Source organism: Rhizobium sp. 10N414 (assembly GCF_056394785.1).
On record NZ_JBFTIN010000012.1, the window covers coordinates 141702 to 165387 of the forward strand.

19 protein-coding genes and 6 pseudogenes are annotated in these 23686 nt (G+C 58.5%); 11 read left to right on the top strand and 14 right to left on the bottom strand.

Features of this window, described 5'->3' with window-relative positions:
- Positions 1 to 254: 254 nt before the first annotated feature.
- Positions 255 to 1475 (bottom strand): porin, encoded by a 1221-nt coding sequence (locus AC1DE4_RS13970; protein ID WP_477881764.1) that lies wholly within the window; start codon positions 1473 to 1475, stop codon positions 255 to 257.
- Positions 1476 to 1857: 382 nt separating this feature from the next.
- Here AC1DE4_RS13970 and AC1DE4_RS13975 point away from each other — a divergent pair, with 382 nt between their 5' ends.
- The 8 genes and pseudogenes from AC1DE4_RS13975 (at position 1858) to AC1DE4_RS14010 (ending at position 10403) form a co-directional block, all read left to right on the top strand.
- Complete coding sequence (locus tag AC1DE4_RS13975; RefSeq protein ID WP_169683824.1) at positions 1858 to 2535, top strand: L,D-transpeptidase; 678 nt, start codon at positions 1858 to 1860, stop codon at positions 2533 to 2535.
- Positions 2532 to 3086 carry an OmpA family protein gene (locus AC1DE4_RS13980; RefSeq protein ID WP_192305411.1) on the top strand — a complete coding sequence of 185 codons (555 nt, stop codon included), beginning with the start codon at positions 2532 to 2534 and terminating at the stop codon, positions 3084 to 3086. The genes AC1DE4_RS13975 and AC1DE4_RS13980 overlap by 4 nt, the downstream gene beginning before the upstream one ends.
- Before the next feature lie 73 nt (positions 3087 to 3159).
- Complete coding sequence (locus AC1DE4_RS13985; RefSeq protein ID WP_477881767.1) at positions 3160 to 4155, top strand: transglutaminase family protein; 996 nt, start codon at positions 3160 to 3162, stop codon at positions 4153 to 4155.
- A gap of 595 nt (positions 4156 to 4750) precedes the next feature.
- The gene (locus tag AC1DE4_RS13990; RefSeq protein ID WP_477881769.1) at positions 4751 to 7396 is read left to right on the top strand and encodes an autotransporter family protein; all 2646 of its coding nucleotides are present in this window, start codon (positions 4751 to 4753) and stop codon (positions 7394 to 7396) included.
- 505 nt (positions 7397 to 7901) lie between these two features.
- Complete coding sequence (locus tag AC1DE4_RS13995; protein WP_477881771.1) at positions 7902 to 8354, top strand: response regulator; 453 nt, start codon at positions 7902 to 7904, stop codon at positions 8352 to 8354.
- 189 nt (positions 8355 to 8543) lie between these two features.
- Positions 8544 to 9002 (top strand): ProQ/FINO family protein, encoded by a 459-nt coding sequence (locus AC1DE4_RS14000; protein WP_169683811.1) that lies wholly within the window; start codon positions 8544 to 8546, stop codon positions 9000 to 9002.
- Between the two features lie 133 nt (positions 9003 to 9135).
- A pseudogene (locus AC1DE4_RS14005) lies at positions 9136 to 9231 on the top strand (GNAT family N-acetyltransferase); the annotation flags it as partial.
- A gap of 158 nt (positions 9232 to 9389) precedes the next feature.
- Positions 9390 to 10403, top strand: a complete 1014-nt coding sequence (locus AC1DE4_RS14010) for a methyltransferase (RefSeq protein WP_477881773.1) — start codon at positions 9390 to 9392, stop codon at positions 10401 to 10403.
- Here AC1DE4_RS14010 and AC1DE4_RS14015 read toward each other — a convergent pair.
- From AC1DE4_RS14015 to AC1DE4_RS14030, 4 genes are all read right to left on the bottom strand, one after another.
- The gene (locus tag AC1DE4_RS14015) at positions 10292 to 11056 is read right to left on the bottom strand and encodes an SDR family NAD(P)-dependent oxidoreductase (protein WP_477881775.1); all 765 of its coding nucleotides are present in this window, start codon (positions 11054 to 11056) and stop codon (positions 10292 to 10294) included. The two genes, AC1DE4_RS14010 and AC1DE4_RS14015, sit on opposite strands and share 112 nt — an antisense overlap.
- Before the next feature lie 193 nt (positions 11057 to 11249).
- Positions 11250 to 12284 carry an AraC family transcriptional regulator gene (locus AC1DE4_RS14020; RefSeq protein ID WP_477881778.1) on the bottom strand — a complete coding sequence of 345 codons (1035 nt, stop codon included), beginning with the start codon at positions 12282 to 12284 and terminating at the stop codon, positions 11250 to 11252.
- 57 nt (positions 12285 to 12341) lie between these two features.
- Positions 12342 to 12806, bottom strand: a complete 465-nt coding sequence (locus tag AC1DE4_RS14025) for an SDR family NAD(P)-dependent oxidoreductase (RefSeq protein ID WP_477881780.1) — start codon at positions 12804 to 12806, stop codon at positions 12342 to 12344.
- A 519-nt stretch (positions 12807 to 13325) separates the two neighbouring features.
- On the bottom strand, positions 13326 to 14126 hold the full coding sequence (locus tag AC1DE4_RS14030; RefSeq protein ID WP_477881801.1) for a class I SAM-dependent methyltransferase: 801 nt from the start codon (positions 14124 to 14126) through the stop codon (positions 13326 to 13328).
- A gap of 497 nt (positions 14127 to 14623) precedes the next feature.
- On the opposite strand from AC1DE4_RS14030, the gene AC1DE4_RS14035 reads away from it, so the two are divergent.
- The 3 genes and pseudogenes from AC1DE4_RS14035 (at position 14624) to AC1DE4_RS14045 (ending at position 16242) form a co-directional block, all read left to right on the top strand.
- A complete protein-coding gene (locus AC1DE4_RS14035) occupies positions 14624 to 14878 on the top strand; it encodes a type II toxin-antitoxin system Phd/YefM family antitoxin (protein WP_477881782.1) in 255 nt (84 codons plus the stop codon).
- Positions 14878 to 15275, top strand: a pseudogene (locus AC1DE4_RS14040) (PIN domain-containing protein). Before AC1DE4_RS14035 ends, AC1DE4_RS14040 begins: the two are co-directional and overlap by 1 nt.
- Positions 15272 to 16242, top strand: a pseudogene (locus tag AC1DE4_RS14045) (tyrosine-type recombinase/integrase). Before AC1DE4_RS14040 ends, AC1DE4_RS14045 begins: the two co-directional pseudogenes overlap by 4 nt.
- 343 nt (positions 16243 to 16585) lie before the next feature.
- On the opposite strand, the gene repC reads toward AC1DE4_RS14045, so the two are convergent.
- From repC to AC1DE4_RS14090, 9 genes and pseudogenes are all read right to left on the bottom strand, one after another.
- A complete protein-coding gene (gene repC / locus AC1DE4_RS14050; RefSeq protein WP_477881784.1) occupies positions 16586 to 17806 on the bottom strand; it encodes a plasmid replication protein RepC in 1221 nt (406 codons plus the stop codon).
- 155 nt (positions 17807 to 17961) lie between these two features.
- On the bottom strand, positions 17962 to 18975 hold the full coding sequence (repB, locus tag AC1DE4_RS14055; protein WP_018859808.1) for a plasmid partitioning protein RepB: 1014 nt from the start codon (positions 18973 to 18975) through the stop codon (positions 17962 to 17964).
- Between the two features lie 75 nt (positions 18976 to 19050).
- Entirely contained in the window at positions 19051 to 20256 is a 1206-nt protein-coding gene (repA, locus tag AC1DE4_RS14060; protein WP_018116749.1) for a plasmid partitioning protein RepA, read from the bottom strand.
- Between the two features lie 464 nt (positions 20257 to 20720).
- The gene (locus AC1DE4_RS14065) at positions 20721 to 21017 is read right to left on the bottom strand and encodes a hypothetical protein (RefSeq protein ID WP_113557412.1); all 297 of its coding nucleotides are present in this window, start codon (positions 21015 to 21017) and stop codon (positions 20721 to 20723) included.
- Between the two features lie 193 nt (positions 21018 to 21210).
- Positions 21211 to 21453 carry a hypothetical protein gene (locus tag AC1DE4_RS14070; RefSeq protein WP_018859811.1) on the bottom strand — a complete coding sequence of 81 codons (243 nt, stop codon included), beginning with the start codon at positions 21451 to 21453 and terminating at the stop codon, positions 21211 to 21213.
- A 322-nt stretch (positions 21454 to 21775) separates the two neighbouring features.
- A pseudogene (locus tag AC1DE4_RS14075) lies at positions 21776 to 22897 on the bottom strand (site-specific integrase).
- Positions 22894 to 23142 (bottom strand): type II toxin-antitoxin system Phd/YefM family antitoxin, encoded by a 249-nt coding sequence (locus AC1DE4_RS14080; protein WP_477881786.1) that lies wholly within the window; start codon positions 23140 to 23142, stop codon positions 22894 to 22896. Before AC1DE4_RS14080 ends, AC1DE4_RS14075 begins: the two are co-directional and overlap by 4 nt.
- 45 nt (positions 23143 to 23187) lie before the next feature.
- Positions 23188 to 23262: pseudogene (locus AC1DE4_RS14085) on the bottom strand (type II toxin-antitoxin system VapC family toxin); the annotation flags it as partial.
- Positions 23243 to 23580 (bottom strand): annotated as a pseudogene (locus tag AC1DE4_RS14090) (type II toxin-antitoxin system Phd/YefM family antitoxin). The pseudogenes AC1DE4_RS14085 and AC1DE4_RS14090, both read right to left, overlap by 20 nt.
- Between the last annotated feature and the right edge of the window lie 106 nt (positions 23581 to 23686).

A 23686-nucleotide genomic window follows, 5' to 3' on the forward strand; every position in this document is an offset into this window, starting at 1 on the left:
TGACGCGTTTTTGCTGACGTGGGATCCGTAAGTCGCGCCTATCGATCGCGGCAACCGGACATCGAGCGCAACTCGTCTGTGCATGTTGCGCTTGATGACGTTCAGGCACCGGATCCTTGCTTAACATCATAGCGTTTCGAACAGCGTCAATGAGCTTTTCGAGACCGCTGGATCCAACCGCGCAGTTCTTAGCCGCTACAAGCCAGGCCCTCGTTGAAGAGGCTGCGCGCTCGAACGGCGAGCGTGCGATATCGCTAAAATTTCAGTCTGGCGCCTGCGAGCACAGCATAACTGTCTTGGACACTTGCGACTTCGTCGTCGTACGAATAAGTGCGTGCACCGACAAAAAGTTCGGTCTGCCAATAATCGAGATTCTGTACGACTTGCACACCGTAGGAATCGCTATCCGTTCCCTTGCCCTTGATGTCCCGACCAAAATAGGCGTCGACGGAGAAGGCTGTCTTGCCGACTTCAAATATATCCGTCTGGTAACCAACCTTGGCATAGCCGTAGTGTCCATCGATGGACTCCTTGTCCGAGTAGCCGGCTGCAAGGGTAAGGCTCAGGCCCGTTGGTTGATGTAACAGTGAAACCGAGGCGTCGTAGATCGAATTGCCATCGCCCGGCCTCGAAAACGCCAATGCGCCGCTGATTTTGACGTCCTCGATCGTTTGGTCGTAGCGCAACGCAATGTCCCACACGGCGACGTCAGACGGCTCAGGTACGGCTTGCGTCCCAAAGGACGACGACACGCTGAATCCGCCGTAGGATGGGGTGTCGTAGCGGAATCGCAATTTTCGACCGAGACCATCGTAGTTTGTGAAGGCGTCTTTGACGCGTATTGAAGAGAGCGTTCCATCATCAAACCTGAGGAACGGTCCGCCGGCCATGTCCGAGATAAGCGAATAGCCGACGACCGAGGTGCCGGACAAATCGACTTCGGCGCTGCCATCAGACGCCATGCTACCCTGGCCGAACCAGAACTTCCCGTATTCCTTCGACTCCATATAGACTTCTGCTTTTCGCAGAAGCTGTGCCTCCCAATCGTAGTCGCCCTTGTTGAGCTGATTGACGTTCGTTGTCGAATAGGGCGTCCATTCCCATTCGAGATTTCCGCCCACCGACCAGTTGTTCTCCATCTTGGAGTAAAAGCGAAAGCCGGCGCGTGTCGAAGAGTTGCCGTTGTCGACGGGGAAGTAATTGTCAGTCGAACCGCCGTCGTCGTAAACCAGCAAGCCTTTGTTGATCTGGCCGTAAAATTCCAGGTAGGCGGTGTCATCCCCGAGCCGCAGTTTCGGAATCCAACGCTCATCCGCCTTGCTAGTCTCAGAGGGTTTCTGAGCCGGTTTCGCGACCTCCTGCCCTACCGCGATCCCGGCCGGCAGACACAATGCGAGGAGAGAGTAGATTGGCGCATGCACGGCACTGTATTTAACTCGTCGCATCACGTGTCCCCCGGGGCGTTCCTTCAGCATGGGATAAGTGTCAACGTTGCACGCGAGGGACGCCAAATGCCAATCTACTGATTCGTCTTCCACATCGCAATCACGCCGTAGCTGTCGGGCTCGACTTTCCCATTTCGATCCACCTGAGCGAAGAACGCAGGAAGACACAAGCCATTTCCGGTATGATACCGTAAACTACGATGCCTCTATCAGTTGTGGGTCCGCGCTATGCGAATCCTGTGACCGGCGCGACGGCGGGAAGGATATCCCGCCAGCGATTTCAGGCATGCGACTGGGACAGGCGGCAGCGCCGCATCCACCGAGGATGCAGAGCAATGCATTTTTATTCTTGTCGGCCACGAAAAATCTGTTTTACATGAGCGCCTCGCTGCTTGGCTTTCGGGGGATGCCGATGAGGTGGACGCGCAGGGATATTCTGCTTGGCGGTTTGGCTTCGGTCGGAACCTTAGCGGCGGTCGAGAAGCCGACTTTAGCTGCGGCCGCTTCATATTTTTCCGGAACCAGTATCGACAACGGTGTGACGTTCCGAAGCACGAACTTTGCCAAGATCGACAGGAAGTGGCACCGCCAGGTTGTCAAATATTTTAGCAGCGAGCCGATTGGTACGGTTGTTGTCGATACGACGCATCATTTTCTCTACCTGATCATGGAGAACAAGACGGCCATTCGTTATGGCGTCGGTGTCGGCCGCGAGGGCTTCAAATGGTACGGCCGAGCCACGATCGACCAGAAGGCGCTTTGGCCGCGCTGGACCCCGCCGCCGGAGATGCGTCAACGCCACCCCGAGCTGCCCGAGTCGGTAGATGGAGGTTCACCGAAGAACCCACTTGGGCCGCGCGCGATGTATTTGCTTCGCGACGGCGTCGATACCGGCTATCGTTTCCACGGTACTCTGGAGCCAGGCAGTATCGGCAAGGATGCCTCCAGCGGCTGCATTCGCATGTTCAACGAAGATGCAATCGATCTTTATCAGCGGTGCCCCATCGGCACCGCGGTACAAGTCCTGCCCCACATTGCCGATCAAGCTCAAAATGCCGCGCAGACGAACCAAGCGGTTCCGGTCGAATGAGGAATATCACCCTGATGTCTGTTTTAACCGGATGTTCTAGGCCTCTCGTCGCTGCGGCCATGCTCTTGACGCTTGTCGCCTGCAGCACCACCGATATCGCCGAGGTGGAGGAGCCTGCCGTGGCGCCGATGACCGGACAGACCAACGACCCGGCGCCCGGCTTCGAGAACGTCGCGGCCGGAAGCGAACAGGACTTCATTTTGAATGTCGGCCGACGGACCTATTTTACGCAGGACTCGGCCACGCTTGATACCGTCGCCAAGGCAACGTTGGATAAGCAGGCAACCTGGCTCAACAGCAACCCGCAATGGCTGGTCAAGCTGCAGGGATTTGCCGACGATTCCGGATCTGGTTCAGCAATGACGACACTTTCACAGCGACGCGCCGATGCAGTGATGGCCTATCTGGTTTCGAAGGGCGTGGACGCCAACCGCGTATGGGCCAAGGGCTACGGCAACGATCGCGAAGTCCGCGACTGCACGAGCCGCTCGTGCAAGGTGCAAAACCGGCGCGTTGTATCCAATCTTCGTACTCAGCGCGACTCGGTCTGACCGCAGTATCGCGCCCAGTTCGCATTGGCCGCGGCACGCGTGAAGGCCGTTGACACGCCGCTATGGGCTGGTCATGGATAAATGGCTGAACCTATGCAACTTCACCATCGCCCGTTTCGGCAAGGGATCCTATTTATCTGCGGCAGAGCTGGTAGACATGGCGATTCTTGGTAAGATCACACATGTTACGACCTACAGGTATGCCAAGCCTGTTACCTTCGGCACGCACCGAGCAATATTTTTGCCGCGACGTGGCGCCTGGGCGCGTCTGCTCGGTTGGTCGGCGAGAACGAGCATTCCCTCAAAGATTCATTGGATCAGCGATCCCCGTTCCAACACTGTGACCGTGATGGAGTTCAGCGAGGCCGGAGCCGAACTGACGTTTACGTTTGAGGTTCAAGGTGTCTTTTTCGGAGTAAAGGGAGTAGAGGCGTTCCCTTTGGAACCGCGCGCCGACGAAATCCCGGTGCAATATACCCCCGACGAATGGACCGATCTCGCTGGTTATTTGCGTCCGCATACTGAAGATCCTGATGGAAGCGTAGCCGCCTGGACCAAGCGCTTCGTCGCGCGCGACCAGGACCAAACCATCGATGTGTTGCGTCGGATGCTGAACACTTTCCAGGATGACTTTACCTACTGTGCGAGAGAAACAGAAGGAACCCAGTCACCTGGCGAAACCCTTCGCACCAAATCAGGATCATGCCGTGACTATGCCTGGTTGATGATAGAGGCATTGCGCCGGCTCGCGATCGCCTCCCGCTTTGTATCAGGTTACTTGTACGACGCGGCGTTGGACGGCGGCGCGGTCGGAACAACGGGCGCCGGCGCTACACATGCCTGGCTGCAGGTATTTCTCCCCGGTGCAGGATGGCTAGATTACGACCCGACGAACCAGATCACCGCGGGTTTCAATCTGATCCCGGTGGCAGTCGCCCGACATCCAGCTCAGGCAATACCGTTGGAAGGATCATGGTTTGGGGAAGCCAAAGACTATCTGGGCATGACGGTCGACGTCGCCGTCAATAAGATTGGTGAGATCCCGGATTTGTCGGAAGTCAGGGACTAGTTCGATCCATGCGCATTGTCCCGTTGTAATTCGGGGTAGCCTGCGACGGCAACCACGTGTCGCTCGACGGAAAAGCGGTCAGCTTGGCAATACACGTTCCTTGGATCTGCGCCATGGCGCAGCAGAAGACCGTCACAGGTGCGATTGTCTAACTTCGCAGAAGAATACCCTGTTCGGCCCTAATCAAACAACATGACACCATCGAGCAGCCACAGCTCGTGAAAATTTCGTTTTATCGGCGCATCTCTGATTTGCCGTAACAACTCGCCTGCGACTGCCGCTGTTGGTGTGATCAGGACGAGATCGTCAGAGCGACGCCGAGCAGAACGGGCAAAGTTCGTTGCCATACGACCGGGGGGCGCGGCAATCGTTGGCGTGCGTAAGATTTCCTAGGGCAGGCCTCAACCGTCATTCCACGTTCGACGTTACCCTGCCGCCTGAGCCGCGCGTACTGAGGTCGAAAGGTCACAGTCATACACGGCGCAAAACGCTTTCGCTCCAAAGGGTTATTTCCAAGCTTCACAATCAGGTCGACCTGTACAATGATGAAGCCACTGCTGGGGATCCCTTAACGCGTATGCCGGAGAAGCGCAGTATGACGAAATGGAATGCATCATCGAAGTACCGTCGCATATCTTTTCCTTCTCCCCGCAAACAATCTCTTCCCCCCCTAGTCGGCATCCTTAGTTTCTTCATCACTCTGCCGGCGTTCGCGGATTGCGATCCGGCAATCCCCACTTCCGGTCAGACGGTGACCTGCACGGGCAATCCGTCCGGCTACAGCAGCACCGCCAGCCTCGGCACGCTCACGGTCGATATCCTCAACAATACCAACTTCAACGGTCCGCTCACCCTTTCCAATATCGGCACTCTTGGCGTGACCAACGCGGGAAACCTGCAGAGCGTCACGCTCAACAACAACGGTTTCATCACCTTCGTAAATTCGCGGATCATCAATAACGGTCTGGTGATCACCGGCAATGGCACCTACTCGGTGACCAACAACGCCAACGCATTCATCAACGAAGCCTTTTCGTTCACGGGCAACAGCAACAACACGATCACCAACAACGGCACACTGAACCAGGGCATCACGGTCAACGGCGACGGCACGACGACGATCCTGAACAGTGCAGGCGCCTACATCAACAATGGAGTCTTCATCAACGGAGCAAGCCAGACCCGCATCGACAACTACGGCACCATCCAGAGCAATACGCTGCTCGGCACCGGTAACGACACCATCGTCAATTACAATCCGGGGGTACTCAATGGCACGGTCGATCAGGGCGCCGGCAATGATCTCTTTCAAATGCTGGGCGGCCGGGTGAACACATCGGTTAACCAATCCGCAGGCACAGACCGCTTCGAGTTGTCGGGCGGCGTAGTCACGGGCTTTCTCAATGCCGGAGCCAACAACGATTCGATGCTATGGACCGGCGGCCTGATTGGCGGCATCGACATGGGCGACGCGAACGATGTGGCGGTGTTCCAGGGGCTCACCGATACCCAGTTGAAGACGATCCAGATCAATGGCGGCCAGGGTAACGATACGCTGACCTGGCAGGGTACTCAGGGCAGCAACCCGAATCGATTGATCAACTGGGAACTGATCTCGCTCGAGCAGGGCTCAACTCTCAAGATGAACAACAATCTTGTCCTCGGCGATAGCGGTACCGGCAGCGGCGCACTGAGGATCGACTCGACCAGCGTGCTGAACGGCAGCGGCTTCCAGTCTACGATTTCGCCAGCAACCGCAGGCGGACTTGTGACTGTAACCAACGCCGGTGTGATCGACCTCACAACCGGTTCGAACTCCACCTCGGACTCGCTGAAGATTGTCGGCAACTACGTCGGCAATTCTGGTCAGTTGTGGCTTCAGAGCATTCTCGGCAACGACAGCTCGCCGGCAGACAAGCTCGTGATCGATTCAGGAACGGCGTCTGGATTGACGGGAATTGTCGCAACGAATGTCGGCGGCGCCGGTGACGAGACAGATCGAGGGATCTTGGTTGTCGAGGCGATCAATGGGGCCACGACCGCGAACGGATCATTCTTTCTAAGTCGCCGCGTCAGCGCGGGGATCTACGAATATCTGCTGTACAAGGGCTCGTCCGTGCCGGGCACGGAAAACAACTGGTATCTGCGCAGCGAGTCGGGTGACAACGGTGGCAACGGCGGTGGTGGCGACAACGGCGGTGGCGACAACGGTGGGAACGGTGGCGACGGTGGCGACGGTGGCGACGAACTTGACGGAGATGGCGGCGATCCGGGAACCTTCGATCCCGGTCCGACGATCCGACCCGAAGTTCCGATCATGACGGTCGTTCCAGCAGTGTCACGCGGCCTACTGAGGACGACGCTCGGCACCTTCCACGAGCGCCACGGAGAGCAGGATTGGATGGCCCGTGAGCAGGCTGGCAACGCAGTCTGGACGCGCGTTTTCGGCGAGAGCTACGATCAGGATCTAACCCGCCTACTCGACGAAACGTACGATGGGCAGGCCTTTGGCTTCGAAATTGGGGCGCCGTTCTACGAGCGCGAGGGCAAGGGCGTGCTGGATACGTTCGGCGTCTTTGCCGGCTATTCTCGTGCGTGGGGCGACATCACGGCGGACGCGCTCAATCTCAACAGCATCCACGTCGGCGATCTTTCGATCGACAGCTATAGCATTGCCGCTTATTGGACCCGAACCTGGGACAATGGTAGCTACATCGACGGCGTCCTGATGAATTCATGGCTGGATACCGACACCCACTCGATAGGCGCGTATGACAGCAGCTTCAACGGCGATGCAGTGACAGCGTCACTGGAAACGGGGACCAGGTTCAAAGCCACCGATCACTGGGATATCGAGCCGCAAGCGCAAATCATCTGGCAGTACCTGAATTTCGACCAGGCCCACGATCCGGGCGGCACAATCAACTATGACGACAACGACGCCTTTACCGGTCGGCTCGGCGTGCGCCTGCAGGGCAGTTACGACTACGATGGCAAGCCGGTCTCGCCTTTCTTGCTCGCCAACCTCTGGCACGAGTTCGAAACGACCGATGTCGTGACGTTCAACACAATCCCGGTCGATGCCACTCGCAAGGCGACAATGCTGGAACTGGGCGGGGGTGCGACGGCGGATCTCTCCGAGAACGTGCGGGTCTATGCCAATGCATCCTATTATTTCAACCTTGGGGGCGAAGACTTCAGCGCAGTTTCCGGGCGCGTCGGGTTGCGGATCGTCTGGTAGCGGCTGATCAGCATGACACGACTGGATGAAATTTCCCGGGTTGCCGCGCAAGCTGCCGTGGATGCCACTGTGCGCCAGTAAACGGGCGAGCGGCAACAATTTCGCTTCCGGCCAGACCGGACACCTTGCGTTGACCCGTCGAGAGGGAAGGAACGGACAAACTTGGCTCATGTCCCGCCACGCTGCGGCGTCAGGTGTATCTCGATCAGATCGCAGATGCGTCGCCGATCAACCTAGCGGGGATAGCCTGCCCGAGTACCCGACAGACGCCTGTGATACATATGTGTCGAGGCATTAGGAAAGGACCCGATCCTTATCCTGCCCGATGCGCTGCGTCGGCCTGAAGACCAGGCTATCATCTCGAAAACGCGTTCGGTGGCGGGACGAAAGCTCCGCAAGCCGATCGCGCTCCAACGGCCGGCTGACTTTGCAAAGTGCGATGCGGCAGCATATTGTTGCAATGCATCAATCGTGTTTAAATCCAGCTCCGGACAAGGAGGTGGCCTTGAACCAGTCAGCAACCGGGAAAGAAGATTCGCACAGGATTCTCGTGGTAGAGGCAGACGCAATCCTGCGCACGGCGATGGTTGCAGCTATCGGGGCCGCGGGCTTTCGCGCGATTGAAGCTGAAACTGGCGACGGCGCCTTGCGATGTCTCGATCACCACGGTGATATCGCACTGGTGTTCACCGCGATCAACATTCCTGGCAATGTGGACGGTGTCGCCTTGGCAGTTCAAATTCACCGTCACCGGCCGGACATTGCGATCGTCATCACATCAGGGATCGTCAGCCTCAGGCAATCGAGCCTTCCTCGCCGCTGTCGTTTCCTGAAGAAACCCTACCGCCTGGATGATGCCATCGTCTGCTTCAGGCTGCTGTTGGAACTGGACAGAGAGATCCCAGACTTTGGGCTTCAGTCGCGTCATGCTGACATCATTGGCGTAGGAACGAATTGACTTCCAATGGCCCATTGGCGGGGCCGACGCCGTGTTTGGGCTGCCTACTGAAATGCCTTGCCTTGGTCCCACCGCATCGATCTTGACTGCAGCCTTGATCCATTCCCGACTGAAGCCGTGAAGCGGACCTCTCGTTTGTCAAACTCGCTTCACGATCGCCCACTAGGACGAAGCCAGAGGTGACATTTGATGACCAAGCCGTGGACTTACAGTCGTGGACCGATTGCGGCCAACGAGTCCGATCTTACCAAGGCAGGAGAAATCAACGCGCTGCTGCGCCAGCCCATTGATGTTTTGCCCGCGACGATCGGCGATCCGATTAAACCGTTTGCAGTTGGTCTCTGGAACGAAGTCCGTCTACTGTTGAAGCCGGATATCTCCGTAACGACGCTTAGGAAAGCGACCGGAGCCTACATCCACTCGAAGCGATATTTCTTTGCGACTGCGCAACCGGACTCAATGCGTTTTGATCTCCAGGGCAAGCCGATCGAACCTGTCTCCACTGCAGATCGTCTGTCCGCTCAGGCACGCTATCAGCGTATCAAACGATGCGATTTGCAGCTCGACCCTGACGCAGACATCGCTCCCTCTCTCCCCTCGAAGGTAGACCGTATCCGTGCCGGTTTGCTCGCCAGGCGGCCAACTTAGCCACTGTATCGGTGAAGCTCCGCTCTTGCAGCATCGAACCGACCTTGATGAGTAAGGKGGGCAAAATCGGTGGCAGCACGTTTGTCGTTGAAGACGACGGTGATTGTAGGGATGTACTGCCTCCGAACTAATCGGAGGGAAACATGTTTGCAACTGCGGCTACATGACAGACACGGCAGCAAGTCGTCGAGGCGCGGCGCGTCGGATGCATGAGCATTCGCCTGCTCACCTAGTGCTTCTTGATTAATTGCGGGACATCGCAAAACGCTCTATTTTCCCTTGCAGGGTGCCTCGACGAGACGGGACTGGGCATGCCAGGCCGGACCGCTTCGGTTTCCGCACCAATCCCAGATGCTGTTCGACGATACGATCAGGAGGAGAGGTACGATGGGCGAAACGACGCCGGACAACATCATGCAGCTCGGCATGGGGTTCTGGGCCTCCAAGGCCATGCTCAGCGCGGTCGAGCTCGGCGTCTTCACCGCGCTCGCGGCCGGCCCGGCCAACCTCAGCGACCTGCAGGCCAGGCTGCAACTGCATCCCCGCGCGGCCCGCGACTTCTTCGACACCCTGGTGGCCCTGAAGCTGCTCGAACGCGAGGATGGCCGCTATCGCAATGCCCCTGATACAGACCTCTTCCTCGACAAAGGCAAGCCCTCCTATATTGGCGGCATCCTCGAAATGGCCAATACCCGGCTCTACGGTTTCTGGGGCTCGCTGACCGAAGCCCTGCGCACCGGAGAGCCGCAGAATGAAGCCAAGCACAGCGAAGACTTCTTCGCCGCGATCTATGCGGAGCCGGCGCGGCTGCGCGGTTTCCTCGAAGCGATGAGCGGGATCAGCGCCGGTGCGGCGCAGGCGATCGCCGCCCGGTTCGACTGGTCGAAATACACGACCTTCGTCGATGTGGGCGCGGCGCAGGGCATGGTGCCGGTGGTGATCGCGCAAGCGCATCCGCATCTTCAGGCCATCGGCTTCGACCTGCCCGCCGTACAGCCGATATTCGACGAGTTCGTCGCCCGACAGGGTCTCGCTGACCGTATCCGCTTCCAAAGCGGCAACTTCTTTGACGGCCCGATGCCGAATGCGGATGTGATTTTGATGGGGCACATCCTGCACGACTGGGATCTTGCCGAGAAGAAGATGCTCTTGGAAAAGGCCTTTGCCGCGCTGCCGAACGGCGGGGCCGTGATCGTCTACGATGCCGTCATCGATGACGAGCGCCGCTTGAACGCTTTCGGCCTTCTGATGAGCCTGAACATGCTGATCGAGACCCCCGGCGGGTTCGACTACACCGGCGGCGACTGCCAGGCATGGATGCACGACGCCGGTTTCGTGGCGACGCGCGTCGAGCCGTTGCTGGGGCCGGACTCGATGGTGATAGGCTTCAAGCCTGACTGAGCGCAAACCGCGACCGCGGCCGGTGGCCCGCAAGATCGACCAAAGATGTCGATCGCCTGGCGTGCCGGGGGGCAAAATCGGTGGCAGCAGTTTCGGTGAGCGAGCATAGAAGTGTGCATAACCCGGCGCTTTGAGTCTAGATCGATAGCCCGGGGATTCTCCTGCAGGGGCAAATGCATCGCCTCGAACGCCCATCTAGAGGCGTGATAGAATCCGATGATCGGGCTTGCGACGAGGCCTGCCACACTGGAAACGCCGATGATATGGCCGCTCCCCTGCTTGCGCAGCAATGGCAGAGCTGCCTGGATCACGCGTAGCGTGCCGAAGAAGCTGGTTTCAAATTCCGCCTTGATGTCGGCTTCCGCCGTTTCCTCGACTGCACCCACAAGCGCATAGCCGGCATTGTTCAAGACGATGCCCAATCTGCCGAAATGGCCATCCGCGCGGTCGATCGCGCTGCGAACCTGATCGGAGTCGGTTACATCTAGGGCGAGCGGCAGAGCCGCGTCGCCATACCGAATGGCGAGATCGGCGATACTTTCGAGCGAGCGTGCCGTGGCAGCGACTTTGTCGCCGCGGTAGAGGGCAGCTTCCGCCCAGATGCGACCGAAACCGCGGGAGGCGCCGGTGATGAACCACACTTTGCTAGACATTCTGATCTCCTTGAATTGATTGCTTGCTTCAGATGCCTCCGGCATTTTTTAGTACCAGCGAGGGCGTGCCGGCGCAGTCACCGACGGCGCCAATCGGATTGCGGGAGGCGCCAAAGGGTTTTTACTGTTCAATACTGGAGGATGGTTTCGCCGTTCGCTGCGAGCGAGTGGAGCGTGTCCACTTCCGTCTGTATCAATGCAATGAAAGGATCGCTGGCGCGTCCCGCCCGTTCAATTCGCGCCATTGCAGCGGTGTCAGCCCTTCCCAGTCGCGAAACGCACGATAGAAGGAGCTGCGGTCCTGATAGCCCAGCAGACATGCAACCTCGTCAATGTCGGTGGCCGGATTGGACAGGAGCTGGCGTCCGAGGTCCTGGCGCGCTTCCGACAGCAGCTCACGGAATGTCTTGCCCTCGTCGGTGATGCGGCGCTGGAGTGTTCTTTCGCTCATGTTGAGGTCCTGGGCGACCTGCGACAGCTCGGGCCGTCCACTTGCCAGGCTTCGTTTCAGCACGACCTTGACCTGGTCGCCGATGGAACTGCGGGTCTGCAGTTCACCCATAGCAGCGGCAAGCGCAGGCGTCAGAATATCCAGGAGTTCGGGGTTGTGCCCCGGAAACGGCCGGTCGAGATCGGAGGATTTCAGAACAAGTTTGTTTCGGGTAGCACCGTACTTGATCGGACATCCGAAGAAGGCTTGATGGAGATCGCTCTTCGGCCCCGCACTCATGAACTCGACGCGAAGAGGCGCTAGCGGCTGCCCGGTCCCGCGACGGCCGAGCTCAACCAAGAAAGCAAAGGCGACGTCGGTGGCGATACCCGGTTCCGGCTCGCTGGCGTATATCCAGTCGCTGGTGATCGAGACTTCGCCTTTCTCTTCGTTAAAACTTAACTGCTCGGGGGTGCAGAGCCGTTTAAAGCGCGCGACACGGTAGAGACCATCGCGATAATCCCTGGCATGAAAGGCCGCCAGGGTGGACGGTGGATGGACGGTTGTATCGGCTTCGCGGACCAGCCGAAGCCCAAGGGCAGGCTCCGGCGCCAGTTCCTCGAGCGCCCGGAAAATCGCGAAATACTGCGCCGTCGTCACCATGCCATTTTCGCTAAGGTGCAGCGTGGCGGGAAGCCGGGCCTGACGCAGAACCGCGGATGGCGGCAGGCCGATCCTTTCGACCGCACGCCAGAACGCCAGGGGAACCTTGCATTTATCCGCCGGTATTGCCGTCATCCGGGTTGGCCTTTTCGCAGTACTCATAAAGGATGCCGGGTTCGATTGCCCGAAATTCTATCGCATCTGGCTCATGATGATACGATCGAACATACGGTCACCAAGCCATTTGCGGATAGCGATCATCGGTTTCGCGTATTTGCCGGCAACATAGCGCGTACGTGGCCTTCTTTCGCTGACGGCCGTGGAGACGACATCAGCGATCACCTTCGGATCCGTGCCGCGACCATGACCATAAGTCGCCTTGGTAGTCTTGGCGACGGCCTGCGAGACCTTGGCATAGGCGCCGGCGCCCGAGCGCTTGACCAGGCCGTCGGCAACCACATCGCCGAAGCCGGTCTCGATCAGACCCGGCTCCACGATCACCACATTGATGCCGAAGGGTGCCAGTTCCAGCCGCAGACTGTCCGACCAGCCTTCGAGGGCATGCTTGGTGGCATGATACCAGGCGCCGAGCAACGTATAGATCTTGCCGCCCATCGAGGTGATGTTGACAATGGTGCCCGCCCCCCTTTGGCGCATCGCACATTCTTCATGGAACGGGAGCGCAAGGCCGGATCAGGGTTTTTGGCGTCCTTCTTGAAAGTAACGTTGTCTGCTTCCATCAATTGATTGCCATAAAGCAGGCGCGCCCGGAGCTCCGTTCCTTCCTTAAACATATCCAGTTTTACGCTGCCGTCGTCGGCCTGCCATGTTCCGACGATAGCGTCGGCCGGAGAAGCCTGCTGCGCATGGGCCGCCGGCACCGCGGCCAGTCCGATTGTTGCCACTGCCAGGAATATGGCAGATCGCCTTGAGACCTTTGACATGTTCATAAGGTGAAACCTTTTCAATAAATCGATGTTGATGCATCCGCGCAGGAAAGACGAGGACCTTCGTTCCGGCTGCCATCTCTGTCGCGACCACAGTACCGGCCGATTTGCATCGGCCTGGGGCAGTCCGATGTTGTTTGTTGTAGTCGGACGCGAGGAAGACTAATGGCCTGCCGGGCACTCAGCAGTGACCGAGCACGTCAATCCGGTTGCGCAGTCCGCCAATGAGCTATTTACTAGGCCGGCGGGTGGTAATCCGATAGACCGCGGCCGGTGGGAGGTTCCGAAAGGTTCGGTCCACCTGCGTTGCGTTCAGATCAAGATGATCAAGAACTGACTGGGGGACAGGACACTTGCTCATATAAGTGAACTGGTAGAATGCGCCGCCGGGCCGCAGATGCCGGAAAGCTCCTTCGAGGATCTCCATCACCTTGCCTGCCGGCATGGTCAGTAGCGGAAGGCCGCTAACGACGGCGCCCACCGACGTCTCTGGTGGAAATTTAAGATCTTGCAGACGTGCAGCGTCCATCGACAGTACCCGGGCACCTGGAAAGCGGCCCTTGAGGCGTTCAACAAACTCTTGACTGTACTCGACCAAAGTGAGGTGTTGGGGCCTGACGCCGCGTTCGATCATCTTGGTCGTAAACACGCCGGTACCCGGCCCGAGTTCGATGACATGCCCCGTTTGTGGTGTGATCTCCCGCGTAATGATCTCGGCAAGCGCCCGTCCTGACGGTACGATGGCGGCTATCTGAAACGGTCGCGCGACCCAAGCCCGAAAGAAAACCAAGCTATCGCTCTGCATCTCGCCTCCTGCGAATGTGGCGGAAACGGAATGCGGTTCGAATGAGTGTGCCGCTACCAACCTGCTGCCGCTTCCAAAGCTGTTCGACAAAGCCTCGATGTCACCGATCCAAAACGGATCGATCATCACCGAGGGCGCGGAAAAGGTATTGATTGGCTGCAGGGTTTGCAGTGACAGGGTATGCCAATCGAGTGGCAGATTCTGCCAACCAACTTCATCGAGCACTTTCGTCAACCGCGTGGACCGCCAGATAAGGCAACAACCAACCGGGAGAGTGCGTCATGACGCGGCATGGCAGATCCATTCATATGGTCTGCTCAAAAACAGAGCGGGCCAACGGGAGGGCCTGCGCCAGTCCCAATGGCGACGGCTATCAGCGTGTCAGGCGTGCTCTCAATCACCACGAAAATCTCGGCAATCACACCTGCAAACACCACTCTCGGCTTGCTGGGACCGACAAGCGCCGCTGCCATCAGCGGCCCACCGGCAGAGCCGATACACAAAACCCCATAGCCAGAGAATGCCGACCGCGGGTTCCTGCATGGGAGGCTTTCGTATGCCTGACGCCACCCGAAACCTAAACCTTATCGGACGTTTCTTTCTTCTTTAGAGAGGCCACCGAATCAGGCCGAAATCGCCCTCGATCGGTGGAAATTTGCGCTTTCACCCGCCGGAAAACAGGTATGTATGGCTAGACAGTCTAGCTAGTTTGGAGCAAAGCAATGGAATGGCAACTGCAGGACGCAAAGAACCATTTCTCAAAAGTGGTGCAGAAGGCACGACACGAGGGGCCGCAGATCGTCACGCTTCGTGGAGAGCGCACTGCCGTAGTGCTGTCCGCCCACGACTATGACGCTCTGCGCACCGGCCGACCGACGCTGGTCGACGATCTGCTTGGCGGTCCCGCTTGGGACGATGAGCTCGCCGATGCGGTCGAGGCGCGCGCCAAGACGCCAAGCCGCGACGTGGCCTTCTGATGTATCTGGTTGACACCAACATCGTTTCGGAGGCACGCCGCAGGCGGTTGCTTGGATGCGCTCGGTAGACCCGCTTAGCATCCATCTGAGCGCGCTGACCCTCGGCGAAATCATGCGCGGCATTGCGCTGAAACAGAAGTCGGATCCGAAGGCCGCCGCTCACCTCGCCGAATGGCTGCGCAAGCTGCGCCACGACCATGGCGACCGCATCCTGCCGGTGACCGACCAGATCGCCGTCGAATGGGGCCGCATCGCCGCGATCCGGCCGCGTGGCGATATTGAAGGGTTGATCGCCGCGACCGCCATCATCCACGACCTGATCCTCGTCACGCGCAACGTCAAGGATTTTGAAGTCACGGACGCATCTGTGATCAATCCCTGGGAGACACCGGCGTGAGCGGCTCAGCGACGGGCTCGGAACCGCAAAAAGTCGATCTCTCCCACCCGGGTGGTGTAACGGTCGACGCGAATCCTGGTGGCACGGCTCTCCCCTCCCTTGTTCCAGAAACGAGCGCCGCCCTGCCGGCTCGCCTCGAGCGCCTCGCCGATCGGGCCCGCGGTTATGTCGAGGCCTCCAGCTCCGCCAACACCCGCAAGGCCTACGCCTCGGACTGGAAGCATTTTACCGCCTAGTGCCGCCGGCAGAACCTTACTCCCCTCCCCCGGATCCCCAGGTCGTCGGCCGCTATGTAACCGCCTGCGCGTCAGGCGCCACAACGGCCGACCGCAAGCTCAACTCGGTCACAACAATCGAACGCCGTCTCTCTTCGCTGTCCTGGAACTACGCCCAGCGTGGCGGCGAGAAACTCGATCGCAACGACCGCGCCATCGCCTTTGCCGCCGGCCTGCGCCGCTCGGAGATCGTCGGACTGGACCTTGGTCGCGACCAGACGGAAGACGGCCGCGGCTGGATCGAGATCCTCGACAAGGGCCTGCTCGTCACCCTGCGCGGGAAGACCGGCTGGCGAGAGGTCGAGATCGGCCACGGCTCGTCCGACACGACCTGCCCGGTCGTTGCCGTCGAGACCTGGATCAAGTTCGCCCGGATCGCCAGAGGTCCGCTCTTCCGCCGGGTCCGGGGCTAGGGCAAGGACGTTGGGCCGGAACGATTGAATGACCGGGAGGTGGCACGTCTCGTCAAGAAGGCGACACTTGCCGCCGGTGTTCGCGGAGATCTGAGCGAGGGTGATCCGGCCGAGATATTCTCGGGCCATTCGCTGCGTGCCGGCCTTGCGTCCTCGGCCGAAGTAGACGAGCGTTACGTCCAGAAGCAACTCGGCCATGCCAGTGCGGAAATGACCCGCAAATATCAGCGCCGCCGCGATCGCTTCCGGATCAATCTCACCAGGGCGTCGGGGCTTTGAAGGCCCCACCCCTATTGGTGTTGCGACATCGTTAGGTAAAATTCAAACGTCTGATTTTCAGCTTAGCGCTCCAATTGAAATCGGGAAGTAAAAGCCACACTTGGTGGGCGGTTCTGGACTGGCGTGACGTGGTCGTGAGCATTTTCTGGTCGGGTCTAACATCCTTGACATTCCAAGAAGTCGCGCTGATTGCGGAAGTAAACCAAGTGTTCTTTTCCGTTGCTGGTTGGTGGCCAAACTCCAGGTATACGTTGATGACTTCGGCGAAAGGGCAAAAGCGCTGCCTATTGGACGTCATTCGTGGTTCGTGATGATGCTTTGTCTCGATGCAATAGGCAGGTTTCTACGTGATTGTGCGAGCGCGGCCCTCTGCGCCTGAATTCGCGCGCAACAGGGCCATCAGCATCGGCGTGGGCGAAAATGCTTTCTGGCGAGCGCGTCGGGTCAAATCCCTCAGATAACCGCCGGCCGAGTTGATGTGGCGAGCGCGCTCAAGGATACAGGCGAGAGTGATGGCAGTGTTTTCCGGTCCCATCACATGGCAGGCATCCTCGAAGGTGGCGGAGCTGACGCCGAGCATCGATCTGACGACGGCCGATGCGGCCATCAGGTCCCGCCAGGTGGCAATGGTTCCTCCTGGTCCGTAGGCGCCAATGTCTGTGCACGCCCTGAGCACCATGCTCAGTGGCACGTTCTCTGCGTGGCTTCGCGCAGGTCCGTGATGGGCATCTGGTTCGCAAGCGAGAGGTTTGCGGTCACGTTCAGATTCAATATGAGATTCAGTATTAGAACTCTGTGTGTGGTGCTCACTGTGAGCATCATTGGTGCTTGGATTATCGGAATCTGAGTGGAATTTCAGGATATTGATGACTTCGGACAACAGAAGGCCCATATCGTTCAGAACACGATTGATGGTCTCAAGGCTGGCCGAGTGGTTCAGTGGTTTCAGCAGGGCGGTGCAGGCTTCGCTGATGCTGTCCCAATCGCCACAGACACCTTCCTCGGCGGCCATGGCGATGAGCTTGCGAACATCGCGCCGGCAGATTGTAAGCTTCTCCCTGGCTCTGCGGATCGCGGTTCGTTCTGCGACAACCTGATTGGCAAACGCTGCAAGCTCATCTGCGCGCGCAAGCAGCGGTGACAGATCGAACCCGAAGGCACTTTCGATCTCCCCTCCCCTGCCCCGGTGGGCGTAGCGCTTGCCGTTCGCACTGTCCTTGCGCAAGATGAGACCTGCCTCGACGAGGAAAGCGAGATGCCTGCGAAGCGTTGCTCCGGCGATACCATGGGCGCGAAGCGAAAGCTGCGCATTCGAAGGGAAGACGACAAGCTGTGCGTCCTGCCTTAGCTCATTTTCCGGGTAGAAACTCAAGAGGGCATCGAGGACAGCAAGACTGCGGTCCTTGAGGTCAAGCATCACCTTGGCCTCGGAGACGTCGCGGAAGATTTTCCACTTGTTTGCTGATTTGCCTTGCCTGATTTCGGAAACGATTGTTTGGCGTTTCACGAGCGCAAGCGTCATCGGCCGCCGCCCAAAGGGCGTCGTTACATGTTCACCGTGCATTTTCCTTCACCTTTCAGAAGGCAAAAGAAAATTGCTCACCAAAACGGTGCCAAAGACTCTTGACTGCGATTCGAGGAAATGCGATTCTCTAAGTGTCTAGTTCAGAGGAAGGCTTCCACGGCGGCAACGTTGAGGGGGCCTTTTTCTTTTGCTGTTCAGTCTCCCGTTTGCTGTTTTTCGGTTGATCTTGAATACTGCTCGAAGAGGCTGTCCATATTGCTGGAGAGCCACTGGCCGAAGGATTTGCCCTTCGGATTTCCAAACTCCATCACAAGGCCGTTGGCCTTGGGCTTTGCCGTCACGCTGACCGACTGATCTGCCGGAGCCCAGGCGGAAACGGTGGGCTTCTGCTTGGACGGACGACCTGACTTGCTTGAGCTCTTCAGAGCCGTGAGAAGATAAAGAAATCTCGCGTCGTCGCTCGTGAGGGCGGCAAAGCCGTCCTCCTTCACCGTCTGGCACGCTCGCTGGGCCACAGACGGATTGAGAACGAGTTTCTTCAATTCCTCCCACCGATCTCGGCCGACGCCCTTGGCAGCCCCCAGAGCGTCCAGCACGCTGTCAGGAACGACTTCTGCAACGGAAAGCATGCGCGACAAAAGGCTGTCATCGACGGTAAGCGCTGACTTAAGGACGTCGCGGGACATTCCGCTTCGCTGCAGCTTGCTGGCAAAGATCGCCTTTTCGATAAAGGTCAGATCGGCGCGGGCCGTATTTTCCTGGCCTTGGGCGATAACGTGCTCGATATCGGCAAGCGGTTTGACGACGGCACGTACCTTCAAACCAAGCTCGCGTGCAGCACGCGCACGACGATGGCCGAACACAATCATGTATCGGCCGTCATCGGTTGGATGCGGCCGCACGAGGATTGGGGTGGATTGGCCTGAGAGCCGAATGGCCTCCCGAAGACTGGTATATGCCTCGTCGTCGTCGCCAATCCGATCGGCAACGAAAGAACCATCGAGATCGCCTGGATCGAGCGATATGACGGTCTCGCCGTCAAGCACCCGCATGGAGGTCTCGGCAAGCTCGTCAAGGGACTGGATCATCGAGCGTGACGCCCCTCGTCGCGTATAGGAGGCGCGTGCTTCAGACGCAGTGACGGCGGCGCGGTCGACATCGTCGCCCAGCGTCGCCGTTACGCTCGCAAAGAGGTTCTTTCTAGCCATTTCCATCTCCGCCTTTGGTATTCATCTCCCTGAAAGCAATCGACTTTCTGATCGTTTGCACGGCTGTCAAAAACGTCACTTCCGTCCCCACGCGCCGTGGATCAAGGAAACAATCTCTCCATTGACCGCATTCAGGCTCTCTACCGCTCGTTCATAGGTGGAGCGGGTAAACTGCGACTTCTCAATTTCGTACAAGGTTTGCTTGGTGATGCCGGCATCCGAGATTGCGGTGGACTTCAGCATCTGGTTCTTCAACATGCGTTTGTTAAACAGTGCCTGGAGAAAACCGACCATCTGCGCCTGCGGCTGGTCCATCGGCTCATAACGCGTTACCAGGTAACGGAACCATTTCAGCTTGACCGAGGCCCCTGCCCCCTTGATCGATTCAAGGATGCCGCCAAGCATCAACAGGAACTGGCTCATTGACATGACATCGAGCATCTGCGGATGGACGGTGATAAGAACCGCCGTCGAAGCGCTGAGCGCCGTCAACGTGAGATAGCCGAGCTGCGGCGGGCAGTCGATGACGACGACATCGTAGTCAGCATCGACTTCCTTAAGGGCTTGCGAAATGCGGGTGAAGAATAGCTTGCCTTCCTGCTGGTTCTTGGATGACGCGGCAAGAGGCGTCTCATACTCGTATTCCTGCAGTTCGAGATTTGCTGGAACGATGTCGAGACCCGGGAAGTTAGTGGGCCGGATCAGCTCCTTGATCGACTTGCGCTCGCTGTCGTAGCGGAGAGCCTCGTAGAAGGATGGATTGCGGTCGAGCTCGGGCTGGATGCCATGGAGCGACGTGAATGATGCCTGAGGATCGAGATCGACTGCAAGCACGCGGTGGCCGGTTAGCGCGAGATATTGCGCGAGGTGGGCTGCGGACGTCGTCTTGCCCGAACCGCCCTTGAAGTTGACGACGGAGATGACCTGCAGCTCTTCGCCATTGCGGCGATGCGGCACATACTTCTTGAAATCCGATCGGCCATGCTTGTCGAGATAGCGACGCAGTTCCATCATCTGCTCGGCGGTGTACGAGCGACGGCCTGAGCCCGACAGCTGAGGTGCAGGGCCCTTGCCTTCGAGATGGAGCTTCTTGATATGGTTCTGGGTGACGCCGAGGTACTCGGCAACCTCGGCCAACGAGAAGTGCCTGAGGCCCTTCATAGCGTTCGGCGGGTACTGTTCCAGCCGAAGCATGTTCAGCTTGTCGGAGATGAGTTCGCCTTGTTCAAGGATTTCCTTGTCAAACTCAAGGTCTTCGATGAAGACTGGTGCCATGTTCATATCTTGCCATTTTCCGGAATAACGCTTTTCTCAAGCGATTTGCATCTTAAGCGTGATTTAGATGCGATTCTCTGAATGGCGCAAGAAGTTTTTAGTTAACAAAGGCTTAATATGCCCGGTTCTTCGGCAGAAACGCCTTTCAATGGCGAAGTGCGCACGGCAGAGCCGCTAAAAGCGAATCAACCTGCTGATTTTGCGAGATATTTTTGGTGTTTGCACGGCTGTCAAAAGATTCGCGGCCGCACAGTTCAAGAAATCGGTGTTGTCCACCGAAAATTGTTTGGAGAGCAATTCGGCAGCGACCCGGCGTGGCGTCCATGCGATCGACAATGCCTGCCCGGGATCTCCGGCGCTAACTCTGGACCTGTCGCCCGTCAGAGCCTCGGATCGACAAGAGGGCATTGAAGGACACCGGGTGGCGAAGTCTCAAACTATGCCATCCTTCCAAAAGCCGAACCGGCAGATCAGTTGTTATTGTCCGCGCAAGTGTCTTCGGCATTCTCTGTGTTGCTGTTACCGCCCTGGGTCTGCAACGAATTCTTTCCTTTGATCGACTTGCAGTTTTCCTTGTTGACGTTCTGGGTCGTGCTGCCGGTGGTCGACTTATCAACCTTCTTCATCTTCAGGGGTTTGGTCGTGCTTGTGGCGGCGCCATGGTTCTTGTCCATGGTGGACCCCGCTGGAGCCGGGTTTGACTGTGCAAAGGCCGAACTGGCGAGTCCGATGGCCAGGAGCGACGTGGCGACTAATTTCAGGTGCATGACTGCCTCCATAAAACCGCTGCGTGATTGCAACTAACTTTCAAACGGAGGTGAAAAGCCGTTGTTCCGAGATCCGATCGACAAACAGGTGGGGCACTGTCGTGATCACAGCGATTGGGGCGCCCCGCGGCGCGAACCGTCAGCGCCTTTGATTCAAGACGACCTTCGCAGTGATTGCCCCTCGCAATTGCTGTCAGGACGGGTTGAGGTCCTGGAGGATGGAGAAATTTGCACAGCTGGCGTCTACATTTCCGATCCGGATCAGATGCTCGGACCTTGCCGTCAGAAATGCCAGTCGCACGGCCTTTGCATTCTTGGCACGCATCAAGAGTTCTTGGTGTGCAAAGAGAAGTCCCGAGCGGCCTGAAAGCTCGAATGCGACGTGTTCGCTATGGCCATCATCAGCAATTGTAATCGTCGCCAGGCCGGATTGCATTGTGAGTTCCCCTCTGATTCCGGGCCAGCATCGTCGACTTCGTTGGAGGCTACAACGGGTTGCGGCAAGCAACCCACAGGATCGTGGGCACCTCGAACCGAACCATATATCGATGTGTGAAGGACGGAAGCAGCTGGGGCCAATTGGGAAGCAAGGAAGGCGGCTAAGACTTCGGAGCCGTCTCCGGACGAGCCTGCCTTCACGTCGAGCGACAGGCAGGCTTGCAGATGGCGAACCGGCTGGTTCAAGGGGGCCATGCGTCGGATTGGGGGAGAAGCGTTCCTTCGATGCCCAATCGAACGTCATCTTGGTGTTGGTGGTCCTAGAGAAGGCGGGCGGCGCGGCCGCTGCGCCGCGACGCGTTGTTGTAGTATCTCGACGCCTGTTGGACGGATCGATGGCGCGATTGCTCCATCGCCTCAGGGAGCGGAACGCCGCGATTGGCGGCTTCGGTCAAATACCCCGCCCGCAATCCGTGCGAAGAGAAATCCCGAGGCTCCAACCCAGCCATCGCCACCCTTTGCTTGACGATATCATTGACTGCCTTCGGATCGAGCGGACGGCGCGAAACATTGGCCCAGCGATTGATAGCCCGGAAAATCGATCCCTTGTTGATGTTGGCGGCGTCGAGCCAGGCGTTCAACGCCTCGACCGGCCGGCCAGTGAGATAGACAACCTCATCCTGCTCGGCACCTGATGTTTTCGTGCGGCCGAGATGGGATGGCGGGCGAGGGCAGGGGAGGGCCGTCGTCGACCTCGATTGCGGGCTCGACCGTCAGCTGCTCCTTGCGCAGGCCGGTAATTTCGCTGCGACGGCGGCCGCCAGAGGCGAATGCCACCATCAGGATGGCCCGATCCCTGCTGCAGGTCGCCAACAGCCTGGCCAGCACGTCGGCTGTCACCGCTTTCGCGCTCTCGCGCATTCTCGGGCGCGGCGTGGCGCGCACCGCCAGCCGGATTGCCGATTTGAGGGCAGGGGAGGCAAAGACCACCGTCAGTCCGCGCCATTTTGTCAGCGTCGACCAGCTGGCCAACCGGCGGCGCACCGTGTCGGCGGCATGTGGCCCGCCTGATCTCAAAAGCCCTGGTCGCGCAGGCGCTGCTCGGTGGCCGCCGGCATACCGTGGCCCGGTTCAATTTCGCGCTGTTGCGGATCCCACAGATGGTGGGCGACGAATTTCAGCAGCAAGGCTTCCGGCGCCGGAAAGGGGAGGGGAGCGCCTGTGGCCGCCAGAGACCAGGCCTGCAGATAGGCGAGGTCGGACGTCAGCGCCCGCAGCGTATTCTCGCCCATCCCCGCATTGACAAGATGGCGAAGGGTTTCGACATCCTGATCGGTGAGCAGCTCGGCCAGTTCATCGCGGCGCCCGATCGGCAACACCGCAGCGATGGTATCGAGTTCTCTTGCGCGTTTTTCGATCAAACTTGGCGATTCGCTGCTCATGTCGGCAGTCCGTTCTCGTCATAGAGGTCGTCGTGGTTTGAGATCAGGTCATTGCTCGTCGGGCGACCCTTGGCTGCCAGTGCCAGAAAGTCATCGATCGTGCCCTGGTCCGCCTTCCGTACAGCCATGATGACCGCAACGGGATTCCCCACATGACAGACGACAACCTCGTCGCCGCGCAAGGCAAGGTCTATCAATTCTTCAAGCCGTTCCGCTGCCTCGGCAACTTCAACGCAAATCTTCATTGTTATTACCTTTACCAGACACGCTCATGCAAAATCGGGTCGAACGCGCGCCTTCAGTGAAAGCCGATCGCTGCCGATCGTCCACCAGTAGACCGCGTGACTATCGAGAAGATCCTTCATGCCGTGGCCTTGGAACCGGCGGAGTCGCCCTGCCCACGCCGAGGTCGTCATTCCAGTCGCCGCAGTCGACGGCGTCCTGTTCGGCATCGCGTTCGTCGAACAGGTCATCCGGCAGGCGCAGCTGGCGCAACAGTCCGAACGATCGCTTGCCGCCGCTGGCCGGGCCGATCCGCGCGTAGACCTGGTTGTCGCGCATGATGACAATTTCCTCACCTGGTTGGCGCGTTTAGGGACTTCGGCAAATTTCTTGCGCGCTTCGCCGATCTTGTACGTGGCCTGCGCCCTTGCTGGCCCCCAGTATGTCTGTTGCGCTACCATAGCATGCTCCACCGCGGGTACAATCGCCATATACGCGTGGAAATGCCGTCTCAGCTGGAAATAGCGCCATCGAGAAATCTCTTGATATATGCGACTGGGTGGCAAT